The 22,498-nt window shown below is 71.2% G+C and carries 21 protein-coding genes; 12 read left to right on the plus strand and 9 right to left on the minus strand.

Going from position 1 to position 22,498, the window contains the following annotated elements; translation table 11 throughout:
* Positions 1-45 precede the first annotated feature (45 nt).
* The 7 genes from dacB (at position 46) to ACZ7LU_RS25415 (ending at position 9,092) form a co-directional block, all read left to right on the plus strand.
* Positions 46-1,584, plus strand: coding sequence for a D-alanyl-D-alanine carboxypeptidase/D-alanyl-D-alanine endopeptidase (gene dacB / locus ACZ7LU_RS25385; RefSeq protein ID WP_471918099.1), 1,539 nt, complete (start codon positions 46-48; stop codon positions 1,582-1,584).
* Positions 1,585-2,028: 444 nt separating this feature from the next.
* Complete coding sequence (locus ACZ7LU_RS25390) at positions 2,029-3,156, plus strand: zinc-dependent metalloprotease (protein ID WP_468090942.1); 1,128 nt, start codon at positions 2,029-2,031, stop codon at positions 3,154-3,156.
* 233 nt (positions 3,157-3,389) lie between these two features.
* Positions 3,390-4,436: a tRNA lysidine(34) synthetase TilS gene (tilS, locus tag ACZ7LU_RS25395; protein ID WP_471918100.1), complete on the plus strand. Its 1,047-nt coding sequence runs from the start codon at positions 3,390-3,392 to the stop codon at positions 4,434-4,436.
* A 54-nt stretch (positions 4,437-4,490) separates the two neighbouring features.
* Entirely contained in the window at positions 4,491-5,051 is a 561-nt protein-coding gene (hpt, locus tag ACZ7LU_RS25400) for a hypoxanthine phosphoribosyltransferase (protein ID WP_030785774.1), read from the plus strand.
* Positions 5,052-5,248: 197 nt separating this feature from the next.
* Entirely contained in the window at positions 5,249-7,270 is a 2,022-nt protein-coding gene (gene ftsH / locus ACZ7LU_RS25405) for an ATP-dependent zinc metalloprotease FtsH (RefSeq protein WP_398302465.1), read from the plus strand.
* 110 nt (positions 7,271-7,380) lie between these two features.
* Entirely contained in the window at positions 7,381-7,986 is a 606-nt protein-coding gene (gene folE / locus ACZ7LU_RS25410) for a GTP cyclohydrolase I FolE (RefSeq protein ID WP_398302467.1), read from the plus strand.
* 101 nt (positions 7,987-8,087) lie between these two features.
* On the plus strand, positions 8,088-9,092 hold the full coding sequence (locus tag ACZ7LU_RS25415; protein WP_471918101.1) for an aldo/keto reductase: 1,005 nt from the start codon (positions 8,088-8,090) through the stop codon (positions 9,090-9,092).
* Positions 9,093-9,115: 23 nt separating this feature from the next.
* Here ACZ7LU_RS25415 and ACZ7LU_RS25420 read toward each other — a convergent pair whose 3' ends face one another.
* The 6 genes from ACZ7LU_RS25420 to ACZ7LU_RS25445 form a co-directional block, all read right to left on the minus strand.
* On the minus strand, positions 9,116-9,601 hold the full coding sequence (locus ACZ7LU_RS25420; RefSeq protein ID WP_398302471.1) for a DUF3180 domain-containing protein: 486 nt from the start codon (positions 9,599-9,601) through the stop codon (positions 9,116-9,118).
* Between the two features lie 62 nt (positions 9,602-9,663).
* A complete protein-coding gene (folK, locus tag ACZ7LU_RS25425) occupies positions 9,664-10,275 on the minus strand; it encodes a 2-amino-4-hydroxy-6-hydroxymethyldihydropteridine diphosphokinase (protein ID WP_398302473.1) in 612 nt (203 codons plus the stop codon).
* Positions 10,272-10,631: a dihydroneopterin aldolase gene (gene folB, locus ACZ7LU_RS25430; protein WP_062771561.1), complete on the minus strand. Its 360-nt coding sequence runs from the start codon at positions 10,629-10,631 to the stop codon at positions 10,272-10,274. The genes folK and folB overlap by 4 nt, the downstream gene beginning before the upstream one ends.
* A gap of 155 nt (positions 10,632-10,786) precedes the next feature.
* Positions 10,787-11,317 carry a nuclear transport factor 2 family protein gene (locus ACZ7LU_RS25435; RefSeq protein ID WP_471918102.1) on the minus strand — a complete coding sequence of 177 codons (531 nt, stop codon included), beginning with the start codon at positions 11,315-11,317 and terminating at the stop codon, positions 10,787-10,789.
* Complete coding sequence (gene folP / locus ACZ7LU_RS25440; RefSeq protein WP_398302477.1) at positions 11,314-12,186, minus strand: dihydropteroate synthase; 873 nt, start codon at positions 12,184-12,186, stop codon at positions 11,314-11,316. The genes ACZ7LU_RS25435 and folP overlap by 4 nt, the downstream gene beginning before the upstream one ends.
* A 30-nt stretch (positions 12,187-12,216) precedes the next feature.
* A complete protein-coding gene (locus ACZ7LU_RS25445) occupies positions 12,217-14,037 on the minus strand; it encodes a phosphatidylglycerol lysyltransferase domain-containing protein (RefSeq protein WP_398302479.1) in 1,821 nt (606 codons plus the stop codon).
* A 249-nt stretch (positions 14,038-14,286) separates the two neighbouring features.
* Between ACZ7LU_RS25445 and ACZ7LU_RS25450 the strand changes: the two genes are divergently transcribed.
* Positions 14,287-15,405: an alpha/beta hydrolase gene (locus ACZ7LU_RS25450; protein ID WP_398302481.1), complete on the plus strand. Its 1,119-nt coding sequence runs from the start codon at positions 14,287-14,289 to the stop codon at positions 15,403-15,405.
* Between the two features lie 80 nt (positions 15,406-15,485).
* Here the strand turns inward: ACZ7LU_RS25450 and ACZ7LU_RS25455 are convergent, their stop codons facing one another.
* Positions 15,486-16,643 carry an ABC transporter ATP-binding protein gene (locus ACZ7LU_RS25455; protein WP_398302483.1) on the minus strand — a complete coding sequence of 386 codons (1,158 nt, stop codon included), beginning with the start codon at positions 16,641-16,643 and terminating at the stop codon, positions 15,486-15,488.
* A gap of 158 nt (positions 16,644-16,801) precedes the next feature.
* On the opposite strand from ACZ7LU_RS25455, the gene ACZ7LU_RS25460 reads away from it, so the two are divergent.
* The 4 genes from ACZ7LU_RS25460 (at position 16,802) to ACZ7LU_RS25475 (ending at position 20,509) form a co-directional block, all read left to right on the plus strand.
* Positions 16,802-17,536, plus strand: a complete 735-nt coding sequence (locus tag ACZ7LU_RS25460; RefSeq protein WP_468090956.1) for an ABC transporter permease — start codon at positions 16,802-16,804, stop codon at positions 17,534-17,536.
* Positions 17,533-18,195, plus strand: a complete 663-nt coding sequence (locus tag ACZ7LU_RS25465; RefSeq protein WP_471918103.1) for an ABC transporter permease — start codon at positions 17,533-17,535, stop codon at positions 18,193-18,195. Before ACZ7LU_RS25460 ends, ACZ7LU_RS25465 begins: the two co-directional genes overlap by 4 nt.
* A 100-nt stretch (positions 18,196-18,295) precedes the next feature.
* Positions 18,296-19,267: an ABC transporter substrate-binding protein gene (locus tag ACZ7LU_RS25470; RefSeq protein ID WP_468301048.1), complete on the plus strand. Its 972-nt coding sequence runs from the start codon at positions 18,296-18,298 to the stop codon at positions 19,265-19,267.
* A gap of 108 nt (positions 19,268-19,375) precedes the next feature.
* A complete protein-coding gene (locus tag ACZ7LU_RS25475) occupies positions 19,376-20,509 on the plus strand; it encodes a hypothetical protein (RefSeq protein ID WP_471918104.1) in 1,134 nt (377 codons plus the stop codon).
* Between the two features lie 37 nt (positions 20,510-20,546).
* Here the strand turns inward: ACZ7LU_RS25475 and ACZ7LU_RS25480 are convergent, their stop codons facing one another.
* Complete coding sequence (locus tag ACZ7LU_RS25480; RefSeq protein WP_471918146.1) at positions 20,547-21,860, minus strand: PH domain-containing protein; 1,314 nt, start codon at positions 21,858-21,860, stop codon at positions 20,547-20,549.
* A gap of 68 nt (positions 21,861-21,928) precedes the next feature.
* Positions 21,929-22,438 (minus strand): PH domain-containing protein, encoded by a 510-nt coding sequence (locus tag ACZ7LU_RS25485; protein ID WP_398302493.1) that lies wholly within the window; start codon positions 22,436-22,438, stop codon positions 21,929-21,931.
* Between the last annotated feature and the right edge of the window lie 60 nt (positions 22,439-22,498).

Raw genomic sequence — 22,498 nt, forward strand, 5'->3', positions numbered from 1 at the left:
AGTGTCCCTCACGCAGATGTGTGATCGCGAAAGGGGCTGGTCGTCGTGCCGGAGCTCAAGCCTTGGCAGCGGCCTCGACAGCTTTTGAGACAGCTGTCCAAGCCTTCCGCCGACAAGCCCGCCGGGTTCTCCGGCAAGCTCACGACCTTGCAGCTCACGGCTGGTGCCGCCACCTTCGGCCTGGTCATCGCGGCCGGGGCGGTGGCCGCGGCCGGCCCTTGGGACTCCTCCGGTCAGCGTACGGCGGAGCGGGACCGGGCTGCTTCCCAGGACGCCTGGGGTGGCGCAGATCACGCCGGTGGGGCGCCGGGACGCGCGCCGGAAGCCGCACCGAGCGCCCCTTCCGTGCTCGCCGGTCTCGGCGCGCCCGCGGGCACGGCACCCAGACCGACGGACCGCGCCCTCGCCGAGGTGCTCGACCCGCTCCTGAAGGACCCGGCGCTCGGCCCGAAGCGGTCGGCCGTCGTCCTCGACGCGGCCTCCGGCAAGCGGGTGTACGGCAAGAACGCGGGCGACGGCCTGACACCCGCGTCGACAATCAAGATCGCGACGGCGGTGGCGGCGCTGGACGCGGTGGGCCCGGACCACCGGATCGCCACGAGAACGGTGCTGGAGCCCGACTCCTCCGACGTGGTCCTCGTCGGCGGCGGCGACCCCACGCTGACGGCCCGCAAGGACGGCCGCTACACCGACACGGCGGCGAGCCTGCGCAGGCTCGCCGAGGACACGGCACGCTCCCTCAAGAGCCGCGACATCGACGAGATCAAACTCTCGTACGACACGTCGCTGTACTCCGGCCCTCCGCAGCACGTCATCGGCCCCAACGAGAACATCACGCCCGTCAGCGCGCTGATGGCCGACGAGGGCCGCCTGGACGACTCCTCCAGCGGTCCCGCCCCGCGCGCGGGCGACCCGGCGGCGGAGGCGACGAAGAAGTTCGCCGGCTTCCTGAAGGACCACGGCATCACGACCGAGCCCGCCCCCGACGCCGCTCCCACACCCTCCAAGGCATCGGACCGGGCCGAGTCCCTCGCGAAGGTCGAGTCGCCGCCGCTGTCCTCGCTGGTCGAGCGGATGCTGACGCACAGCGACAACGACATCGCGGAGGCGCTGGCCCGCCAGACGGCCGTCGCGGCGAAGGAGCCGGCGAGCTTCGACGGCGCGGGCAGGGCCGTGCGGGCCCGCCTGGAGAAGCTGGACCTCCCCCTGTCCGGGGCGACGTTCGCCGACGGCAGCGGACTGGACCGCGCCGACCGCGTCTCCGCCGAACTCCTGGCGGCCCTCCTGGACCACGCCGCCGACCCGGGCCGCCCCGAACTGCGCTCCGTGGTGACGGGCCTGCCGGTGGCCGGCTTCACCGGCACGCTGGTCGACCGCTACCCGAAGGACTCCCCCGGCACGGGCCTGGTCCGCGCCAAGACCGGCACCCTGACCGGCGTGAACAGCCTCGCGGGCACAGTCGTCGACGCCGACGGCCGCCTCCTCCTCTTCGCCTTCATGACCACAGGCACAACAGACCCCCAAGCAGCCCAATCGGCCCTGGACCACATGGCCTCCACAGTGGCGAACTGCGGCTGCCGCTGAGGCCACGAGACCGCCGACACCGGAAGGCGTACAACGGGACACAGGCGCAGCTCAGGGGCGCGGACAACGGCGCGAAGGCACCGCTCAAGGGTGCGGGCAACGGGACACAGGCGCCGCTCAGGGGCGCGGGTACGGGGCGAAGGCGCCGCCCAGGAACGCGTGCAACGGGACACAGGCGCCGCCCAGGGGCGCGGGGAACTGCGCGCCCAGCCACATCCGACCGACAGACGCCCGAAGAGCAGCACCCCGCAGCACCCCACGGCGCCCCGCGCCGACCACCCGGGCCCCCGGCCCCCCCGGGCACCCCGGCCGCCCCGGGCCCCCGGGCCACCCCGGGAACAGCGAGCCCACCCCGCACCACGGGGACCCTAGGGGCGAGCTCCGGGTCAATGTCAGGGGTGCAAGCCCCTCCACCAGAGGGAGCCAGCACGTACCGTTGAGCCCATGACGAGCATCCGTGGTGCGGAGATGGTCGACTGGAACCTCGCGGTGGCGACCGCGACCCGCCTCGTGAGGCCGGGCCCAGAAGTGAGCCGGGACGAGGCGCGAGCCGTCGTCGCCGAGCTCCGCCGGCACGCCAAGTCCTCGGAGGAGCACGTCCGTTCCTTCACGAGGATGGGCTCGGAGGACACCCACGACACCCCGGTCCTCGTGGTGGACAGAGCGGGCTGGGTCCGGGCCAATGTGGCGGGCTTCCGGGAGATCCTCAAGCCCCTCCTCGACAAGATGCAGGACAAGCGCGGCAGCAGCCCGGGCGGCGCCGTGCTCGGCGCGGTGGGCGGCAAGGTGACGGGCGTGGAGCTGGGCATGCTCCTGTCCTTCCTCGCCTCCCGCGTCCTCGGCCAGTACGAGACCTTCGCCCCGCCCACCCGAGACCTCCCCGCGGGCGCGGACGGCGGCGGCCGCCTCCTCCTCGTCGCACCGAACATCGTGCATGTCGAGCGCGAGCTTGACGTGGACCCGCACGACTTCCGCCTCTGGGTCTGCCTGCACGAGGAGACGCACCGCACGCAGTTCACCGCCGTGCCCTGGCTGCGCGACCACCTCGAAGGCGAGATCCAGTCGTTCCTGGGGGAGACCGAGGTCGACCCGATGACGGTCCTGGAGCGCGTCAGGGAGGCCGCCCAGTCGCTCGCGGGCGGCCGCACCGACGCGGAGGGCGAGGAGGACGAGGGAGGCCGTTCCCTCGTCGAGCTGGTGCAGACCCCCGCCCAGCGCGAGATCCTCGCCCGCCTGACGGCGGTGATGTCCCTCCTGGAGGGCCACGCGGACTTCGTGATGGACGGCGTCGGCCCGGACGTCGTGCCGTCCGTGGCCGAGATCCGCGAGAAGTTCCAGCAGCGGCGGGCGCGCGGCGCGAGCCGCCTCGACCAGGCCCTGCGCAAGCTCCTCGGCCTCGACGCGAAACTGCGCCAGTACCGGGACGGCGAGCGGTTCGTCCGCGCGGTCGTGGAGCAGGTCGGCATGGACGGCTTCAACCGCGTCTGGACCTCGCCGAACACACTTCCCACCAAGGCGGAGATCGCCAAACCGGCGGACTGGGTCGCGAGGGTGCACCGTAAGGGAGACTGAGGAACCGGTTGCGGCCGATGGCAGGAGAACGCCCCCGCAATCACCCGTCCGAGGGACCGTGGGCGATGGGTAGGCGTGCAATGCTCGGGTAACGGCTCGGCTCTGTCACCATCGACACACTCTGAGTGACCGAACGCAAGAGAGAGAAGGCCCCGTGAGGGGCCGGATCTCCCTGGTGGGTCCTGAGTGACTGGTCCGAGCTCACCCCCCGAACTTCACGAAGGGAACCGGACATGGGTCCCCATCCTGCGGTCGCGGCGATACGCCTGGCGGTCCGCCGCGTACTCCACGACGTACTGACCGATGTGCAGCGCAGCACCGAAACCGACCCCCCGCACCCCCTGCACTCCCCGCACGAGCAGGCCCCGCCACCGACCGTGCTCGTCGCCTGCTCCGGCGGCGCCGACTCCATGGCGCTCGCCTCCGCGCTCGCCTTCGAAGCCCCCAAGCTCGGCATCCGCGCGGGCGGCGTCACCGTCGACCACGGCCTGCAGCCCGGGTCCGACCTGCGCGCCGCAGAGGTCGTCGTGCGCCTCACCGCCCTCGGCCTGACCCCGGTCGAGTCCGTCGCCGTGGACGTCGGGCGCGAAGGCGGCCCGGAAGCCGCCGCCCGCGACGCGCGGTACGCGGCCCTGGACGCCGCCGCCGAGCGGCACGCGGCAGCCGCCGTCCTGCTCGGACACACCCGCGACGACCAGGCGGAGACCGTGCTGCTCGGCCTCGCCCGCGGCTCCGGGATCCGCTCCCTGTCCGGAATGGCCGCGACCTCGGGGGTCGCGGGCCGTTACCGCCGCCCCTTCCTGCACATCGACCGGCAGACCGCCCGCAAGGCCTGCATGGTGCAGTCGCTCCCCGTCTGGGACGACCCGCACAACGCCGACCCGGCGTACACCCGCTCCCGGCTGCGCCACGAGGGCCTGCCCGCCCTGGAGAAGGCCCTCGGCAAGGGCGTCGTCGAGGCCCTCGCCCGGACGGCCCAACTGTCCCGTGACGACGCCGACGCGCTCGACGCGTGGGCCGCCCAGGCCGAGGCGACCGTCCGTGACGCCGCCGGCCGCCTGGAGTGCGCGAAGCTCTACGCCCTGCCGCCCGCCGTGCGCCGCCGCATCGTGCGCCGGGCCGCCATCGAGGCGGGGGCACCCGCGGGTTCCCTGTTCGCCCGGCACATCGAAGAGGTCGACCGGCTGATCACCGGCTGGCGAGGCCAGGGAGTCATCAATCTCCCGGGCAAAGTCGTGGCTCAGCGCCAGGGTGGCAGACTGGTGATCCGGCAAGGCTGACGAGAGCCCCGTGTTCGTTGGGGGCCGAGTCGGCCGGTGGGACGACCGAAAGTGATGCGGGTGGACGCGAAAGACATGGGCACCGACCTCAAGTCGGTGCTCATCACCAAGGAAGAGATCGACGCGAAGCTGGCCGAGCTGGCCGCGAAGATCGACGCGGAGTACGCGGGCAAGGACCTGCTGATCGTCGGAGTCCTCAAGGGCGCGGTGATGGTCATGGCGGACCTGGCGCGCGCGCTGTCCACCCCCGTCACGATGGACTGGATGGCCGTGTCGTCGTACGGCGCGGGGACCCAGTCGTCCGGCGTCGTGCGGATCCTCAAGGACCTGGACACCGACATCAAGGGCAAGCACGTCCTGATCGTCGAGGACATCATCGACTCCGGTCTGACGCTGTCCTGGCTCCTGTCGAACCTCGGCTCGCGCGAGCCCGCCTCCCTGGAGGTGTGCACGCTCCTGCGCAAGCCCGAGGCGGCGAAGGTCGCGATCGACGTGAAGTGGATCGGCTTCGACATCCCGAACGAGTTCGTCGTGGGCTATGGCCTCGACTTCGCGGAGAAGTACCGCAACCTCCCGTTCGTCGGCACGCTCGCCCCGCACGTCTACGGCGGCTGACGTCCCGCGGAACCACTCCGCGGGCTTGCGTACGACGTCGGGGAACCCTCACCCGTTTCCCGGCGTTGAAGCATGCGAAGGCGGGATTGCCAGCCGTCCCCGGCGGCTTCGGGTCACAATGCTGGGGTACCGTCCGAAGAACAGTCTTTATCAAACTCACTATGGCAGGAGGGACGGGGCGTCATCGCTCCGTATGGATGGACGTGAAGCGATACTTCCGTGGGCCAGTCATGTGGATCGTGCTGGCCGTCCTTGCCGTGGTCGTGTTGATGCAGGTCGTCGGCTCGTCCGGTGGCTACAAGACGGTGGACACCGGCGAGGTCGTCCAGGCGATCGAGAAGAACCGGGTCGAATCCGCGAAGCTCACCACCGGTGACGAGCAGATCATCAAGGTCGAGCTCAAGGACGGCCAGAAGGTCAAGGACAGCAGCAAGATCCAGGCGAGCTACATCGGCGACCAGGGCGTCGACCTCGCCAAGACCCTGCAGGCCAAGTACCAGAGCAAGGACATCCCGGACGGTTACACCGTCTCTCCGTCGAAGCAGAATCCCTTCGTCGGCATCCTGCTCTCCCTGCTCCCCTTCGTCCTCATCGTCGTCGTCTTCCTGTTCCTGATGAACCAGATGCAGGGCGGCGGCTCCCGAGTCATGAACTTCGGGAAGTCCAAGGCCAAGCTCATCACCAAGGACACCCCGAAGACGACCTTCTCCGACGTGGCGGGGTCCGACGAGGCGGTCGAGGAGCTCCACGAGATCAAGGAGTTCCTCCAGGAGCCGGCGAAGTTCCAGGCCGTCGGCGCCAAGATCCCCAAGGGCGTGCTCCTCTACGGCCCGCCCGGCACCGGCAAGACGCTGCTCGCGCGTGCCGTCGCCGGTGAGGCCGGGGTTCCGTTCTACTCGATCTCCGGTTCCGACTTCGTCGAGATGTTCGTCGGTGTCGGTGCCTCCCGTGTCCGTGACCTCTTCGAGCAGGCCAAGGCGAACGCCCCGGCGATCGTCTTCGTCGACGAGATCGACGCGGTCGGCCGGCACCGCGGCGCCGGCCTCGGCGGCGGCCACGACGAGCGCGAGCAGACGCTGAACCAGCTGCTCGTCGAGATGGACGGCTTCGACGTGAAGGGCGGCGTCATCCTGATCGCCGCGACGAACCGGCCCGACATCCTCGACCCGGCGCTCCTGCGCCCCGGCCGTTTCGACCGGCAGATCGCCGTCGACCGCCCGGACATGCAGGGCCGTCTGGAGATCCTCAAGGTTCACCAGAAGGGCAAGCCGGTCGCCCCGGACGTCGACCTGTCGGCGGTCGCGCGCCGCACGCCGGGCTTCACCGGCGCAGACCTGAGCAACGTCCTCAACGAGGCCGCGCTGCTCACCGCCCGCAGCGACAAGAAGCTGATCGACAACCACTCGCTGGACGAGGCGATCGACCGCGTCGTGGCGGGCCCGCAGAAGCGGACCCGGATCATGTCCGACAAGGAAAAGAAGATCACCGCGTACCACGAGGGCGGACACGCCCTGGTCGCGGCGGCCTCCCCGAACTCGGACCCGGTCCACAAGATCACGATCCTGTCCCGCGGCCGGGCCCTGGGTTACACCATGGTCCTGCCCGAAGAGGACAAGTACTCGACCACGCGCAACGAAATGCTCGACCAGCTCGCGTACATGCTGGGCGGGCGCGCGGCCGAGGAGCTCGTCTTCCACGACCCGACGACGGGCGCGGCGAACGACATCGAGAAAGCCACGGCCACCGCACGCGCGATGGTCACGCAGTACGGCATGACCGAGCGGCTCGGCGCGATCAAGTTCGGCGGGGACAACACCGAGCCGTTCCTCGGGCGCGAGATGGCGCACCAGCGGGACTACTCGGAAGAGGTCGCCGCGCTGGTCGACGAAGAGGTCAAGAAGCTCATCGAGACCGCGCACAACGAGGCCTGGGAGATCCTCGTCGAGAACCGCGACATCCTCGACAACCTGGTCCTCCAGCTCCTCGAGAAGGAGACGCTCAACAAGGAGCAGATCGCCGAGATCTTCGCCGGCATCGTGAAGCGCCCGGCCCGCCCGGCGTGGACCGGTTCCTCGCGGCGCACGCCCTCGACCCGCCCGCCGGTGCTCTCCCCCCGGGAGCTGTCCCTGACGAACGGTGCGAACGGCGCGACCCCCGCGGTGACCTCGGGCACGGAGAAGTCCCTCGAGGTGGCCCCGGAGGACCGCCCCGAGAGCTGACCCGCGCGCCTCAGCAGGCCCGGAATGGATGCCGCGCCCCCCTGGTTCTAGCCTGGGGGGCGCGGCTGATTTCGTACGCCCGCGCGAGACGCACAGGAACGAGGCACAACATGACCGACCCGGTGACGCTTGACGGCGAGGGCTCGATCGGCGAGTTCGACGAGAAGCGGGCCGAGAACGCCGTGCGTGAGCTGCTGATCGCCGTGGGCGAGGACCCCGACCGCGAGGGCCTCCGGGAGACGCCGGGCCGCGTGGCGCGGGCGTACCGGGAGATATTCGCCGGGCTGTGGCAGAAGCCGGAGGACGTCCTGACGACGACGTTCGACCTGGGCCACGACGAGATGGTCCTGGTGAAGGACATCGAGGTCACTTCGTGCTGTGAGCACCATCTGGTCCCGTTCAGGGGGGTGGCGCACGTGGGCTACATTCCGGCCACCAGCGGCAAGATCACCGGCCTGTCGAAGCTCGCCCGCCTCGTGGACGTCTATGCCCGCCGCCCGCAGGTGCAGGAGCGTATGACGACGCAGATAGCGGACTCGCTGATGGAGATCCTGGAGCCGCGTGGCGTCATCGTCGTCGTGGAGTGCGAACACATGTGCATGTCCATGCGCGGTATCCGCAAGCCCGGAGCGAAGACGATCACGTCCGCGGTGCGCGGCCAGCTGCGGGATCCGGCCACGCGCAATGAGGCGATGAGCCTGATCATGGCGCGCTGACCCGGTCCGGATTCGGCCGATCCTCCCAACCCGCCCCGGGTGGGCGGGTGTTGTGGATCAAAGTGATGGCGGGCGCGGGCAGCGGCCGAAAGACTGGGCGCATGACTGAGACAAGCAACCGGTCCCTGCCCGTCCGCAAGCTCGGTGGCCTGGAGGTCTCCGCCCTCGGCTATGGCGCGATGGTGCTCTCCCCGGGCGTGTACGGCGAGATCGACGACGAGCGCGCCGAGCGGGCGCTCCTCGCGGCGGTCGACGCGGGCGCCACGATCATCGACACCTCCGACGGGTACGGGGCCGACGGACACAATGAGCGGCTCATCGGCAGGGCCCTGAGAGGGCGCCGCGATCAGGTCGCGATAGCCACCAAGTTCGGCTTCCGGCTGCCGGACGGCGTGGAGCCGCACCCCTTCCCCATCGGGTACGCCTTCGGGGAGCTGGCGGTCAACGCCGACCCCAAGCACGTACGCGGCTATGCCGAGGCGAGCCTGCGGGGGCTGGAGACGGACTACATCGACCTCTACTACCCGCACTTCCCGGACCCGCAGGTGCCCCTGGAGGACACCGTCGGGGCGGTCGCCGAGCTGGTCCGTGAGGGGCTCGTGCGGCACCTTGGGCTCTCGAACGTGACGGCCGGCCAGCTGCGGGCGGCGCACGCCGTGTACCCCGTGGCGGCGGTGCAGATCGAGTGGTCGATGTGGAAGCCCGCCGAGCCGGAACTGCTCGCGACGGCACGTGAGCTGGGCGTCGGGCTCGTGCCGTGGTCGCCGCTGGGCGCCGGGTTCCTGACCGGCACGGTCGGCCGGGTCGCGGAGGGCGACTTCCGGCAGAACGCGCCGCGTTTCGACGCGGCGAACCTGAAGGCGAACAACGACCGCTTCGCGCCCGTGCGGGGCGTCGCGGAGGAGCTCGGCATCACTCCGGCGCAGCTGGCGCTGGCCTGGCTGCTGCACCAGGACCCGAACGTGGTGCCGATCCCCGGCAGCCGCACGCCGAAGCACATCGAGGAGAACCTCGCGGCGGCGCACGTGCGGCTGGACGCCGACGTCCTCGCGCGTCTGGGCCGCATCCTGGAGGAGACGGAGGTCGAGGGCGGCACGCTGCTGTAGCGGCCGTCCTATGGGGCCGGGGCCTACGCCGCCGGGGCCGCCTCTCCGTTCTCGTCGTCGTCATCGGGGAGCTTGCAGACGCGCTCCATGAAGAAGGCGGCCGCTATCACCGCGATGCCCATGAGGACGGAGAGCCCGGCGTACACCGCCTGGTCGCGGCGGGGCGGGATGTCGAGGAACTCCAGCAGGAACACGCCCGTTCCGCCGTACATCCCGGCGACGAGGGCCGCGACCAGGGCGCTGGCCTGGCCGAAGACCACGGCACGGGCCGCCATCATCGGATCGACGCCCTTCGCGCCGGGACGGCGCTCGCGCTGGGCACGCAGGCGTGAACGCAGCGAGAGCGCCGTCGCCAGCAGGACGACGGCGATGACCGCGAGCACGATGGGCGCGGCCAGCGGGACGCGCGGCAGCGTGCCGACGGAGTCCCACAGGCGGGCGCCCGACCAGGACAGCACTCCGGCCGCGAGAAAGAGGCCGGCCAGCGTCCTGATGCGCAGTTGCTTCACGGATGACCCTTCATCGGCTTGATTGCCTCGACCGCTTGATTGCCTCGCCCGCCTTCCAACGTCTACTCGGGCAGTCGGAGTTCCAGGTCGGCGCGGGGCGCGACGCCCTCGCGGGTGACCGCGGCCAGCAGCTGCGCCACCGGGCCGCGGCCCGTGAGCTGGGCCTCGGGCTCCACGTCGTGCCAGGGGGCGAGGACGAAGGCACGCTCGTGCGCGCGCGGGTGGGGCAGCGTGAGCGCCGGGTCGTCGGAGACCACGTCGGCGTACGCCACGATGTCCACGTCGATCGTGCGCGGGCCCCAGCGCTCGTCGCGGACGCGGTGGAAGGCTTCCTCGACGGCCTGCGCGCGCTCCAGGAGCGAGGCGGGCGGCAGGGTCGTCTTCACCACGACGACCGCGTTGAAGTACGAGGGCTGGCTGCCGGGGTCGACGCCCCAGGGCTCGGTCTCGTACACCGGGGAGACCGCCTTGACCCGCAGGCCGGGGGTGTCCTCCAGGGCGTCGACGGCGCCCTGGAGCGTCTCCAGGCGGTTGCCGAGGTTGCTGCCGAGGGAGATCACGGCGCGCTTGGGGTTGGACAGGGTGGTGTCCGCCGCATCGACCTGTTCGACCACGGAGGTGGGCACCGGCTGGACGGTGGGGTCGCTCTGACCCGCTTTGAAGGGCGCAGTCATACTCGGCTCCGGGTGATGGTGACGGTCACGTCGTCGAACGGGACGGTGATCGGGGCGTCCGGCTTGTGCACGCACACCTCGACCTCCAGAACTCCGTCGTGCTTCAGACACGCCTGGGCGATGCGCTCGGCGAGCGTCTCGATGAGGTCGACGGGGTCGCCCTCGACGACGGCCACGACCTCCTCGGCCACGATTCCGTAGTGCACGGTCTTCGCCAGGTCGTCGTCGGCCGCGGCCGCTCGCGTGTCCAGGCCGAGCACCAGGTCCACGATGAAGGTCTGGCCCTCTTCGCGCTCCCGCGGGTAGACACCGTGGTGCCCGCGGGCCTTGAGGCCGCGCAGCGCGACACGATCCACGCGAATCACTCCTGCAATCGTCGGTATCGGCAGGCCTGCACCGAGTGCGGTCGGCACACCAGCCTCGTTCGAATCTACCTGCGAGCACTGACAGTGTTCGCCCGAGGGGCCCGTGGGCCGCCGCGTCGCACGTCTGTCGAACCGCGCCTACCCACTCAGGACGGGGTCTCGTCGTCCTCTTCGTCGTCGGTTTCGGCCAGTACCGGGGACGCGTGGTGCGACCACAGCTTCCAGCCGTCGGGTGTGCGGCGGAACACGTTCGTGGCGACCACGAGCTGGCCGACGAGCGGGCCCAGCTCGCCGCCGCCCTCCGGGGGCGGGCCACCGCTGAGGATGTTCTCGGTGCACGTCACCAGGGCGGTGTCGCCCGCCACGCCGACCTTCAGGTCGGTGAGGAAGAACTGGATGTACTCGGTGTTCGCCATGATCAGGGCGTACGACCTGAGGACCTCGCCGCGGCCCGTGAGGACCGGCCAGCCGGGGTGGACGCAGGACACGGCGTCGCCCGCCGCGTCCTCTCCGTCGTCCGGGCCGTCGGTGCCGTCGGTGCCGTCCGCGTGGCCTGTGGTGTCCTCGGAGTCCAGCCACAGGTCGGACACCTCGTCGAAGTCGCCGCGTTCCAGCGCTTCGTAGAAGGCGGTGTTGGCGCGCTCGACCTGCTCGATGTCGGTGCCGGCCGCGGTCACCGGTGGCCGCCCGCGGCGCCTGTGACGGCGCGGGCGACACGGACCGCGTCGGCCGTCGCCCGCACCTCGTGCACGCGGACCGCCCAGGCGCCCTGGTGGGCGGCGATGGCGGAGACCGCGGCGGTGGCGGCGTCGCGCTCGCGGGCGGGCGGCGGGGCGCCCTCCGGGCCCGCGAGGACCCGGCCGAGGAAACGCTTGCGGGAGGCGGCGACCAGGATCGGGTGGCCGAGCTCGCGCAGCCGGTCGAGGCGGGCCAGGAGCGCCAGGTCGTGCTCGGCCTCCTTGGAGAAGCCGAGGCCCGGGTCGACGACGATGCGCTCGGGGGCGATGCCGCCCTCGATGGCGGCCGCCACGCGTGCGTGGAGCTCGTCGACGACTTCGGAGACCACGTTCTCGTAGACCGGCTTGGCGTGGATGTCGGTGAGGAAGCCGCGCCAGTGCATGACCACGAAGGGCGCTCCGGCGGCGGCGACGGCGGGGACCATGCGCGGGTCGGCGAGGCCGCCGCTGACGTCGTTGACGAGGACGGCGCCCGCGGCGAGTGCCTGCTCGGCGACGGTGGCCCGCATGGTGTCCACGGAGACCGTGACGCCCTCGGCGGCCAGGCCCCGCACGACGGGGACGACGCGCTTGAGCTCCTCGTCCTCGTCGACGCGGGTGGCGCCGGGCCGGGTGGACTCGCCGCCGACGTCGACGAGGTCGGCGCCCTGCTCGACCAGGTCGATGCCGTGCTTGACGGCGGCCGTCGTGTCGAACCAGCGGCCGCCGTCGGAGAAGGAGTCCGGCGTCACGTTCACCACGCCCATGACCGCACAGCGGTCCCACTCCGGCAGCCCCTGGACCGATCCCCGCCCGCGCAACGTACTCATACCTCCAGCCTAGGCCCGGACGGGGACGTGTTACGCCGCCTGCATCTCACGTTCAGCGCTCTGGTGCGGGCAGGGGCGGCGCTGCGGGGTGCCCCGGCGCAGGAAGCGGGGGAGCGCCAGCGTGACGAAGCCCTCGGCCTGCATGGCGGCGAAGCCGATGCGGGGGAGGTCCTTGCTGGAGCGGTAGACGACGAAGCGGGGCTCCCAGCGGGGGCGGAACTTCGCGTTGAACTTGTACAGGGACTCGATCTGGAACCAGCGGGAGAGGAAGACCAGCAGGCCGCGCCAGGCGCGCAGGACCGGGCCCGCGCCGATCTTCTCGCCGCGGGCGAGGGCCGCGCGGAACATCGCGAAGTTGAGGGACACGCGCGCGATGCCGAGCTTCGGGGCGGCCTGCAGGGCGGCGACGATGAGCAGCTCGTTCATGCCGGGGTCGGCGGCGCGGTCGCGGCGCATGAGGTCGAGGGAGACGCCGTCCTTGCCCCACGGGACGAAGTGGAGGACAGCCTTCAGGTCGCCGTAGGGGCCCGGCTCCTCGTCGGCCTTGTGGGCGGTGGCGATCAGACAGTCGCCGTCGTCCGGGTCTCCGATGCGGCCGAGCGCCATGGAGAAGCCGCGCTCGGTGTCGGTGCCGCGCCAGTCGTCGGAGGCGCGCTGGATCTTGGCGAGTTCCTGTTCGCCCAGGTCACGGATGCGCCGTACGCGCGTCTCGTAGCCATTGCGCTCGATCCGCTTGACCATCTGGCGTACGTTGCGCATCGCACGCCCGGACAGGGAGAAATCCGCGACGTCCACCACCGCCTCGTCACCCAGTTCGAGGGCGTCGAGGCCGGTCTCGCGGGTCCAGACCTCGCCGCCGGTCTCGGAGCAGCCCATGACGGCGGGCGTCCAGGAGTGGGCCTTCGCCTCGTCCATGAAGCGCTCGATCGCGCCGGGCCAGGCCTCGACGTCGCCGATCGGGTCGCCGCTGGCGAGCATCACTCCGGAGACGACGCGGTAGGTGACGGCGGCCTTGCCGCTGGGGGAGAAGACGACGCCCTTGTCGCGGCGGAGCGCGAAGTGGCCGAGGGAGTCGCGGCCGCCGTGCTTGTCGAGCAGCGCGCGCAGCTTCGTCTCGTCGTCCTCGGTGAGCCGGGCGGCCGGGTGCTCGGGGCGGAAGGCCAGGTAGATGGTGGTGAGGGCGGTGAGCATGCCGAGGGCGCCGAGGGAGAAACCGACCGTCCAGGACGTGCGTCCGTAGTAGTCGACGGGTCCTTCGAAGCCGAAGAGTCCGTAGAGGACGTGCTCCAGGCGCTCCGTGATGCTCGGGTCCCCGATGACCTTCCCGGGATGCACGCTGACGATCACGAGACCGAGCAGAATCGATCCGGCACCGAGGAGGACGAAGTTGGCCAGGGCCCGCCAGCGGCTGCGGGGGTCGGGGAGGGCGGTGAACTCACTCCGATGGCGCAACAGAAGCGCGAGCAGCGCGAGCGAGATCACGACGCCGACGACCGAGTGCCGGTACCCGAACTGCGCCACGGCACCCGCGGGCAGCAGCACCACGGCGGCCCGCCAGGCCCGCCGCTTGTGGCGCCGCAGGCCGTGCGCGAGCAGGAGCAGCAGGATGCCGGAGCTCAGCGCGAGGGCGGCGGCGAAGGGGCCGAGAGCGCCGGGCAGCACCTCGGCGATGGCGTGCATGCGGCTGTACCGGAAGCGGGGGAAGACACCTGCCGCGACGTTCAGCAGGCCGACGAGGGCGCAGGCTCTCGCGACGAGGGCCGGCACGGCCTCGGGGCGCGGACCCCGCAGTATCCGGCGGAGCCGGCTGTCACGGTGGCGCACCTCACTGCTCGGAACCCCGCCCGACATTTCCCCATCTATCCTGACAGACATCGCATCCCGTAGTTCTGCGAGAGAGCTTTAACCCGGTGCCAAAGAGGCATCCGGCAACATTGCCCCCTCTAGGACGGTCCTTCGGGTAGACGGGTTCATTCCCGACCGGAAACCGCTGGAAAAGCTCTGGCAAGGCCCCCGGCACGCGTCGGCAGGCCCGGTCCCGGGTCCGGTCAAGCCGAGGCATGTGCCCGGCAAAGGTAGAAAGCGCAGGCAGAACACCCCATGGGTCTCACGAGCAACACGGTACTCGCCCTTGCGGTCTTGCTGGCCGTACTGCTCTTCATCGGCACGATCTGGCTCTGGCCGCGGCTCGCCCGCCGCAGCTGGAAGGCGGTCACCGGCCGCGTCGGGCTGCTCCTCGCCACCCAGGTCGCGGTCTTCGCGTCGGTGGGCCTCGCGGCCAACCAGGCCTTCGGCTTCTACGCCACGTGGGCCGACCTCTTCGGCCAGGAGACGGCGCCCGGACTGGTGGTCGACCACGATCCGGCCAAAGGAGCAGGGCCCGTCAAGGTCGTCGACACCCAGACCGTGAACGTGCCGGGCGGCAGCAGGACCGTGACCGGCGGCCAGATCCAGAAGATCGAGGTCAGCGGCCAGCAGTCGAAGATAGCCAGCCCCGCCTACGTCTACCTGCCGCCGGAGTACTTCCAGCCCCAGTACAAGGACCGGAAGTTCCCCGCGGCCGTGGCGCTCACCGGCTACCCGGGCACCGCGGAGGCGCTCATCAAAGGGCTCCACTACCCGCAGACCGCCCACAGGCTGTCCGCCGAGGGCAAGATGCAGCCGATGATCCTGGTCATGATGCGGCCGACGGTGGCGCCGCCGCGTGACACGGAGTGCGTGGACGTCCCCGGCGGGCCGCAGACCGAGACGTTCTTCGCCAAGGACCTGCCCGCGGCGATATCGGACCACTACAGGGTGGGCGCCAAAGGGCAGAACTGGGGCGTCATCGGTGACTCGACGGGCGGCTACTGCGCCCTGAAGCTCGCCATGCACCACCCCGACGCGTACGGCGCGGGGGCGGGCCTGTCCGCGTACTACAAGGCGCCCATCGACGTCACCACCGGCGACCTCTTCCACGGCGACAAGGAGCTGGAGCGGCGCGCCGACCTGATGTGGTACCTCGACCACATGCCGGCGCCCAAGACGTCCCTCCTGGTGACCAGCAGCAAGAAGGGCGAGGACAACTACCGCGACACCCTGAAGTTCATCGACAAGGTGAAGGCGCCCACGCGCGTCTCGTCGATCACCCTCGAAAGCGGTGGGCACAACTTCAACACGTGGCGCAGGGAGATCCCCGCGACGCTGCAGTGGATGAGCGGGCGCCTGAGCGGCGGCTGAGTACCGCTCGAGCATCGGCTGAGCGCCGCTTGAGCGCCGGCCGGCACCGCTCGACCGTCGGCCGAGCGGCACTTGAGGGGTCAGTCCGTGCCGATGGCCGCCACCGTCTCCAGTTCGACCTCCGCGCGCGCGATGTCGCGCGCGTCCGCCGCCGTCGAGCGGCGCAGCGCCTCGTGCAGCCGGGCCGGGGTGAGCACGCCCAGGAAGCGCCCCTCGCTGTCCTTGTCGATGACGGCGATCCAGCCCGCGTCGTGCTGCAGCATCGTCGCGAACGCCTGCTTCAGGCTCGCGCCGACCGGGAGCCACGCCTCCATGCGGCGGGCGTGCTCGCGGACCGTGCCGCTCCCCACGCGCGCGTGCTCCGCCGACAGCCAGCCGTGCAGGTTGTTCTCGCCGTCCAGGACGACGGCCCAGCGGGCGTCGAGCTCCTTGGGCAGCGGGTCGTCGAGGTGCACCACGGGGGGCTGTTCCAGGTCGCCCTCCTCGATCGGCGTCACGGAGAGCCGCTTCAGGCCGCGGTCCGCGCCGACGAAGTCCGCCACGTAGTCGTTCGCGGGGGCGCCGAGCACCGTGGAGGGCGTGTCGAACTGCTCGATGCTGCCCTGTCCGTAGACGGCGATGCGATCGCCGAGCCGGACCGCCTCCTCGATGTCGTGCGTGACGAAGAGCACGGTCTTGCGCACGGCCTGCTGGAGGCGGAGGAATTCGTTCTGCAGGTGCTCGCGGACGACGGGGTCGACGGCGCCGAAGGGCTCGTCCATCAGGAGGACCGGCGGGTCGGCTGCCAGGGCGCGTGCCACGCCGACGCGTTGGCGCTGCCCGCCGGAGAGCTGTTCGGGATAGCGGTCGCCGAAGACGGCGGGGTCGAGGCCGACCAGGTCGAGGAGTTCGGCGGCGCGCTCGCGGGCCTTGCCGCGCTTCACGCCCAGGAGGTGCGGGACCGTCGCCGTGTTGTCCAGCACGGTCTTGTGCGGGAAGAGACCCACCTGCTGGATCACATAGCCGATGCGGCGCCGGAGTTGGACGGGGTCGATGCCGGATATGTCGTCGCCGTCGACGAATATCCGGCCCTCGCTCGGCTCGATGAGCCGGTTCACCATCTTCATCGTCGTCGTCTTGCCGCAGCCCGACGGGCCGACGAGCGTGACCAGTTCACCCTCCGCGACCTCGAAGGACAGATCGTCGACGGCCGTGGTGCCGTCCGCGTAGCGCTTGGTGACGTGTTCGAACCGGATCATGGTTCCCCATTGTGGACGGCGGTGGCGGGCTCTGCGTGACGGCCGTGTTGCGGCAGTACGACGAGTCTCTGCGATTGTCGGTGCCGCGCGTTAGGGTCGCCAGACACGGGGGGACGTGTGTGCGGCATACGTCCGGGGATTCGGGGGAGGTGGGGCGCGTGGCCGAGCAGAACTGTCTGGTGAGGAACGACTGGATCTGCGGGGAGTATCTCCGTACCCGCAGCCAGGAGTTGATCGACGCGACCCTTCAGCACGTGGGGATCACCGCCGCCGCCGTGGCGATCGGCGTCGCCGTGGCCCTGCCGCTCGCGCTCCTCGCGCGACGCTGGCGGTTCCTGTCGGGACCGATCCTCGGCGTGACGACCGTGCTGTACTCGATCCCCTCGCTTGCGATGTTCTCGCTGCTCCTGCCCTTCTTCGGGCTCTCCGTCTCCCTGGTCGTCACGGGCCTCGTGCTGTACAGCCTCACGGTCCTCGTGCGGAACATCCTGGCCGGTCTCCAGGCCGTCCCCGACGAGGCGCGGGACGCCGCGAAGGGCATGGGGTACGGCCCGTTGAGGCTGCTGTGGGAGGTCGAGCTGCCGCTCGCGCTGCCCGCCCTGCTGGCCGGCGTCCGCATCACCACGGTCTCGACGGTCGCCCTGACCACCGTCGGCGCCATCGTGGATTACGGAGGCCTCGGCACCCTCATCCTCGACGGCCTCGACACGACCTTCAAGGCCCAGGTGCTCACGGCATCGGTGCTCTGCGTCCTCCTCGCCGTCACCGCCGACCTGCTGCTGCTCGGGCTCCAGAGGTGGCTGACCCCGTGGACGAGACCCCGTCGACATCGAATACGGACGAGCAGGACGGCGCGCGAGGCCGCCGTGGCCAAGGTGGCTGAGCCGGTATGAACGCGATCTCCGGTGCGTACGACTGGCTGACCACGGGCGCCAACTGGCAGGGCGAGAAAGGCGTGTGGCACCGCCTCGCCGAGCACCTCTACTTCAGCGGGGTCTGCCTCGCCGTCGCCTGCCTCATCGCGCTGCCCCTCGCGCTGTACCTCGGCCACATCGGCAAGGGCGGCGCCCTCGCGGTCAACATCTCGAACGTGGGCCGCGCGGTGCCCACGCTCGCCCTGCTGATCCTGCTCACGCTGACCCCGCTCGGCGAGCACGGCGACGCGCCGACGCTGATCGCGCTGGTGCTCTTCGCCGTGCCGCCGCTGCTGACCAACGCCTATCTCGGGATGCGCGAGGTGGACCGGTCCGTGGTGGAGGCCGCGCGCGGCATGGGCATGAGTGGGGGTCAGCTGTTCACGCGGGTCGAGCTGCCGCTCGCGTATCCGCTGATCATGACCGGCATCCGCTCCGCCGGCGTGCAGGTCGTCGCGACGGCCACGCTCGCCGCGATGGCGGGCGAGGGGGGCCTCGGCCGGATCATCACGGCCGGGTTCAACCTGCAGAACACTCCGCAAGTGGTCGCGGGCGCCTTCCTCGTGGCGCTGCTCGCGCTCCTCGTGGAAGGGGTCCTGGTGATCGCCGGGCGCCTCTTCGACCCGATGCGGCGGTAGCGCGGCGGGGCCCGCGGTGGAGCGGGCGCCGATGCCTGCCGTCCTCACCTTTCTTCCTTCCTTCCTTCCTTCCTTTCGCTTTCGAAATGGTGGTTCACCGATGAACAGCACAACGCGTCGCGCGCGACGGATGGCAGGGACGGCCGCGGCCGTCGTGGCGCTGACCGCGGGGCTCGCCGCGTGCGGCGGGGACAGCCTGGAGGACGACGGCAAGGGGGCGGACAAGGCGGGCGGTGACAAGAAGGGCTCGCTCGTGGTGGGTTCGGCGCGGTTCACCGAGCAGAAGGTGCTCGCCGAGCTCTATGTGGGCGTGCTGGCGGACGCCGGTTATGACGCGCAGGTCAAGACCGTGCAGAACCGCGAGATCTACAAGCCCGAACTGAAGAAGGGCACGATCGACATCGCGCCCGAATACGCGGCGACCCTCGCGGAATTCCTCAACCTGGAGAAGAACGGCCCGAAGGCGAAGAGCGTCGCCTCCAGTGATCTCGACGCCACGGTGAGCGCTCTGGAGAAGCTCGCGCAGCCGCAGGGGCTGAAGGTGCTCCCGGCCGGTGAGGCGGTCGACCAGAACGCGTTCGCGGTCTCCAAGGAATACGCGAAGAAGCACAAGCTCAAGACCCTCTCGGATCTCGGCAGGTCGGGCGAGAAGGTCAGGATCGCGGCGGGTGACGAATGCGAGTCCCGCCCGTTCTGCGCGCCGGGGCTGAAGAAGAAGTACGGCATCGACGTCGCCGGAATCGACCCCAAGGGCGTCGGCACCACGCAGTCCAAGCAGGCCGTGAAGAACGGCACGGACCAGTTGGTGCTCACCACGACGACCGACGCGACGCTGAAGAACTACGACCTCGTCATCCTCGAGGACGACAAGAAGCTCCAGAACGCGGACAACATCCTTCCCGTAGTGAACGCCAAGGAGGCCGGCGACAAGGACATAGCCGCCGCGCTCGGGAAGCTGACCAAGACGCTCACGACGGAAGACCTCATCGAACTCAACCGGAAGGTCGACGAGGAGCGTCAGAAGGAAGCGGATGTCGCCAAGGAGTATCTGGAGTCGAAGGGCCTGATCTGAAGTTGATCAAGAAGAGGAGTGGGGAACCGGGGGCGAGTTATGGATACGATGCCTGCTTTTTGCCGGGCGCGGCGGCATACTTCGCCTACGCGCGGTAAGTTTCTGGCCATGCCACGTGGACGTCACCGCCATTCCCCACCCCTGCACAGGCTGCTTCCTCCCTCGGCGGTCGCAGGCGTATCGATTCTCAGCGCCGGCGGCGCCTGGATGTTCGCGGAACCGGTCGTGCTCCGCGGGCTCGTCGCGGCAGCGGCCGCGGCCGCCGTCGTCGGCTCGGTCGTCATGCGCCGCTGGGACCAGGCGGCCGGCAAGCGCGTCGCCGAGCTCGGCCGCGCCCGCGCGAGCGACGAGTGGCGTTACGAGGAACGGATAGCCGAGGCCGAGGCCGACCTCGAGGAGTCCCGCGAACTGCGCGGCAAGCTGGAGACGAAGCTGCGCGCCAAGCGCGCCGAACTGGCCGCCCTGCGCAACGAACACGCCGCGCTCCTGCGGCGGTACGCCACCGCGGAGACGGAGCGGGCCAGCGCCCTGGAGGGCAGGCGGCTGCTCGCCATAGAGGCGACGTCCCCGACATCCCCGACGCCCGCGCTGCCGGCGGCCGGGGCGGCTGCCGGTTCGGCGGCCGGTGTGGACAACGGCTCGGCTTCAGGCGCCGGTTCCAGCGCCGAGGACCTCGTGCCCGCGGTGCGGGCGGGGGCGCCGGTGCCGGCCGCGCGTACGGAGACTCCTGCTCCGCGTACGGAGGCTTCTGCCCCGCGTACGGAGGCTCCTGCCGCGACCCCCACCCCCTCGCTGTTCCAGCTGGCCAACGCGGCGCTCGACCGCATGACCCCGCGCGCGGCGACCCGGGCGGAACCGGAAGCGACGCCAGGGGCCGCGCCGGAGGCGGAGGAAGAGTCGCGGGGGAAGCCCGGGGCGGCCGATGGATACGCCGGGCACGAGCGCGCGGTCGCCGTCGCGCCGCCCGTGCAGGCCCGACGCCAGGTGCCGCAGGGCGACTTCGACTTCTTCGGTACGAAGAGCGTGGCGCCGGCGGCGCTGGAGTCCGTGCAGAATGAGGACCTCGCCGACGTGGTGGGCGAGGAGGCCCTCGCGGTCCACAAGGCGGAGTCCGAGGGCGAGTTCAAGGACGCACCCGAAGGGGACGCCGCGCGGGGCGTCGGCCAGGTCATCGACCTGACGGCCCACGACGAGACGGAACAGATCGACGTGGCGGAGCTGCGGACGGCCCTGAGGGCCTGACGCTCCCCTGGGGTCGACCGGTCAGCCCCCTGCGGGCTCACGCCATCCAGCGGTCCGGGACGGCCTCCCTGCGGCCCGTGCGGGAGCGGTCCGCCTGGGACTGGAGGAGAGCCGACGCCTCATCGGTGGGGCGCAGACGCGCCGTCACCGTCTTGTCGGCGCCGGTGTCCACCCGTACGTCCGCCACGTCCTTGTAGCGCTCCCAGGGCCCCTGGGAGAGCCGCACGCTCTGCACCTTGGCGTGCGGCACGAGCGAGAGACGGCGCTTGAGCAGGCCGTGGCGGGCCGCGAAGACCTCGTCGGTGACCGACAGGCCGTAACCCTTCCACCAGAACGGCACGCACCACGCCGCGCGCGCGGGAGGCCGCACGAGGTCCGCCGCGTCCGGCACGCGCACGCCCGGCAGGACCCGCCCGATCACCGCCTCGGCGTGCTCCCGCGGCGCGACTGGCACCAGGACGCTGTTCGACGAGCCCGCCACGTCCAGCTCGACGCGCACCCAGCCCATCCGCCGCCACAGCAGCGGCTGCACGACGTGGACGGTCTGCACCCGGCCGGGCGGCACGGTCTCGTGGGCCTTGTCGAGCAGCCCGTGGTCGATGCGGATGCCGTCAGGGGACTCGCCCACCGTCCAGTCGTACTCCTTGATGAAGCGGCCGCCGCTGCTCGCGAAGGCGCCGCCCAGCATGGGGAGCGCGGTCGCGAGGACCGTCCATACGTTGTGCGTGGCGAACCAGAGGAAGGCGGGCACCACGGTCGCGGCAAGGAGCATCGCCCAGGGGGCGCCGGTCAGCAGCAGGGAGAGGGCGAGCACGCGCGGCTGGACGTGCAGCAGGCCCCGCACGGGCGCCTCGCCGACCTCGCGGGCCTCCTCGGGGGCGAAACCGGCGGCCCGCGCGAGGAGTTCGGCCCGCAGCTCGGTGGCGTCCCGCTCGCCGAGATAGGCCAGCTCGTCCTTCTTCTCCGCCCCGACGACGTCCAGCTTGAGCTTGGCGACTCCCGCGATGCGGGCGAGCAGCGGCCTGGTCACGTCGACCGCCTGGAGCCGGTCGAGGCGGATGTGGGCGGTGCGCCGGAAGAACAGGCCGGTGCGGATGCGCAACTCGGTGTCGGTGACCGCGAAGTGGGTGAACCACCAGCTCAGGAAGCCGTAGAGGGCACCGCCTACGACCACCGCGAGGCTGCCGAGGAGCAGGGTGGTGGCGGTCAGTTCGGAGAGGCGCTGCTGTGTGCCGTTCGGGTCGTGGACCGCCCAGCCCACGAGGATCGCGAAGGGCGCCCACGCGCGGCGCAGTGGCGTGACGGGGTGCAGCCGCCGCTCGGAGACCTCCTGTGGGCTGCGGTCCGGCACCTCCTGCGGGACGGTGCTGCCCGGCGCCTCCTGCGGTGCGGTGCTGTCCGGCACCTCCTGCGGCCCGCTCACAGCCCCGCCGATCGGGCCTCGCCGAGCTCGGTCAGGCGGTCCCGCAGCCGCTCGGCCTCCTCGGGGAGCAGCCCGGGGATGCGCGCGTCGGTGGCGGCCGCGGCGGTGTGCAGCTGGACGCTCGCGAGCCCGAAGCGCCGCTCCACGGGGCCCGAGGTCACCTCGACGAGCTGCATCCTGCCGTACGGCACGACGGTCTCCTCGCGCCAGAGCACGCCCCGGCTGATGAGCAGGTCGTCGGCGCGCTCCGCGTACCGCCACGAGCGCCAGTTCCGGCCGAGCACCGGCCAGCCCCAGGCCAGCACGGCGAGCGGCAGCAGCGCGAACGCGGCCCAGGCCGGGCCCGCGACCAGGCCGAGCAGCACGCCGACGGCCGCCGCGAGCGGCACCAGCCAGACCACCAGCAGGAGCCGCCGCAGCTTCAGCAGCCCTCGCGGCAGCCCGGTCCACACCGGCTCCGTCCCCTGTCCCGCCGGTCCTGCGGGCCCCGCCGTCCCCGTTTCCATGCCCCAAGCGTACGTACGTCCGGTGACAGCGGCGTGGGCCGGGAACAGGCGGCCTCGGAC

This window comes from Streptomyces sp. NPDC039462, from assembly GCF_055639375.1.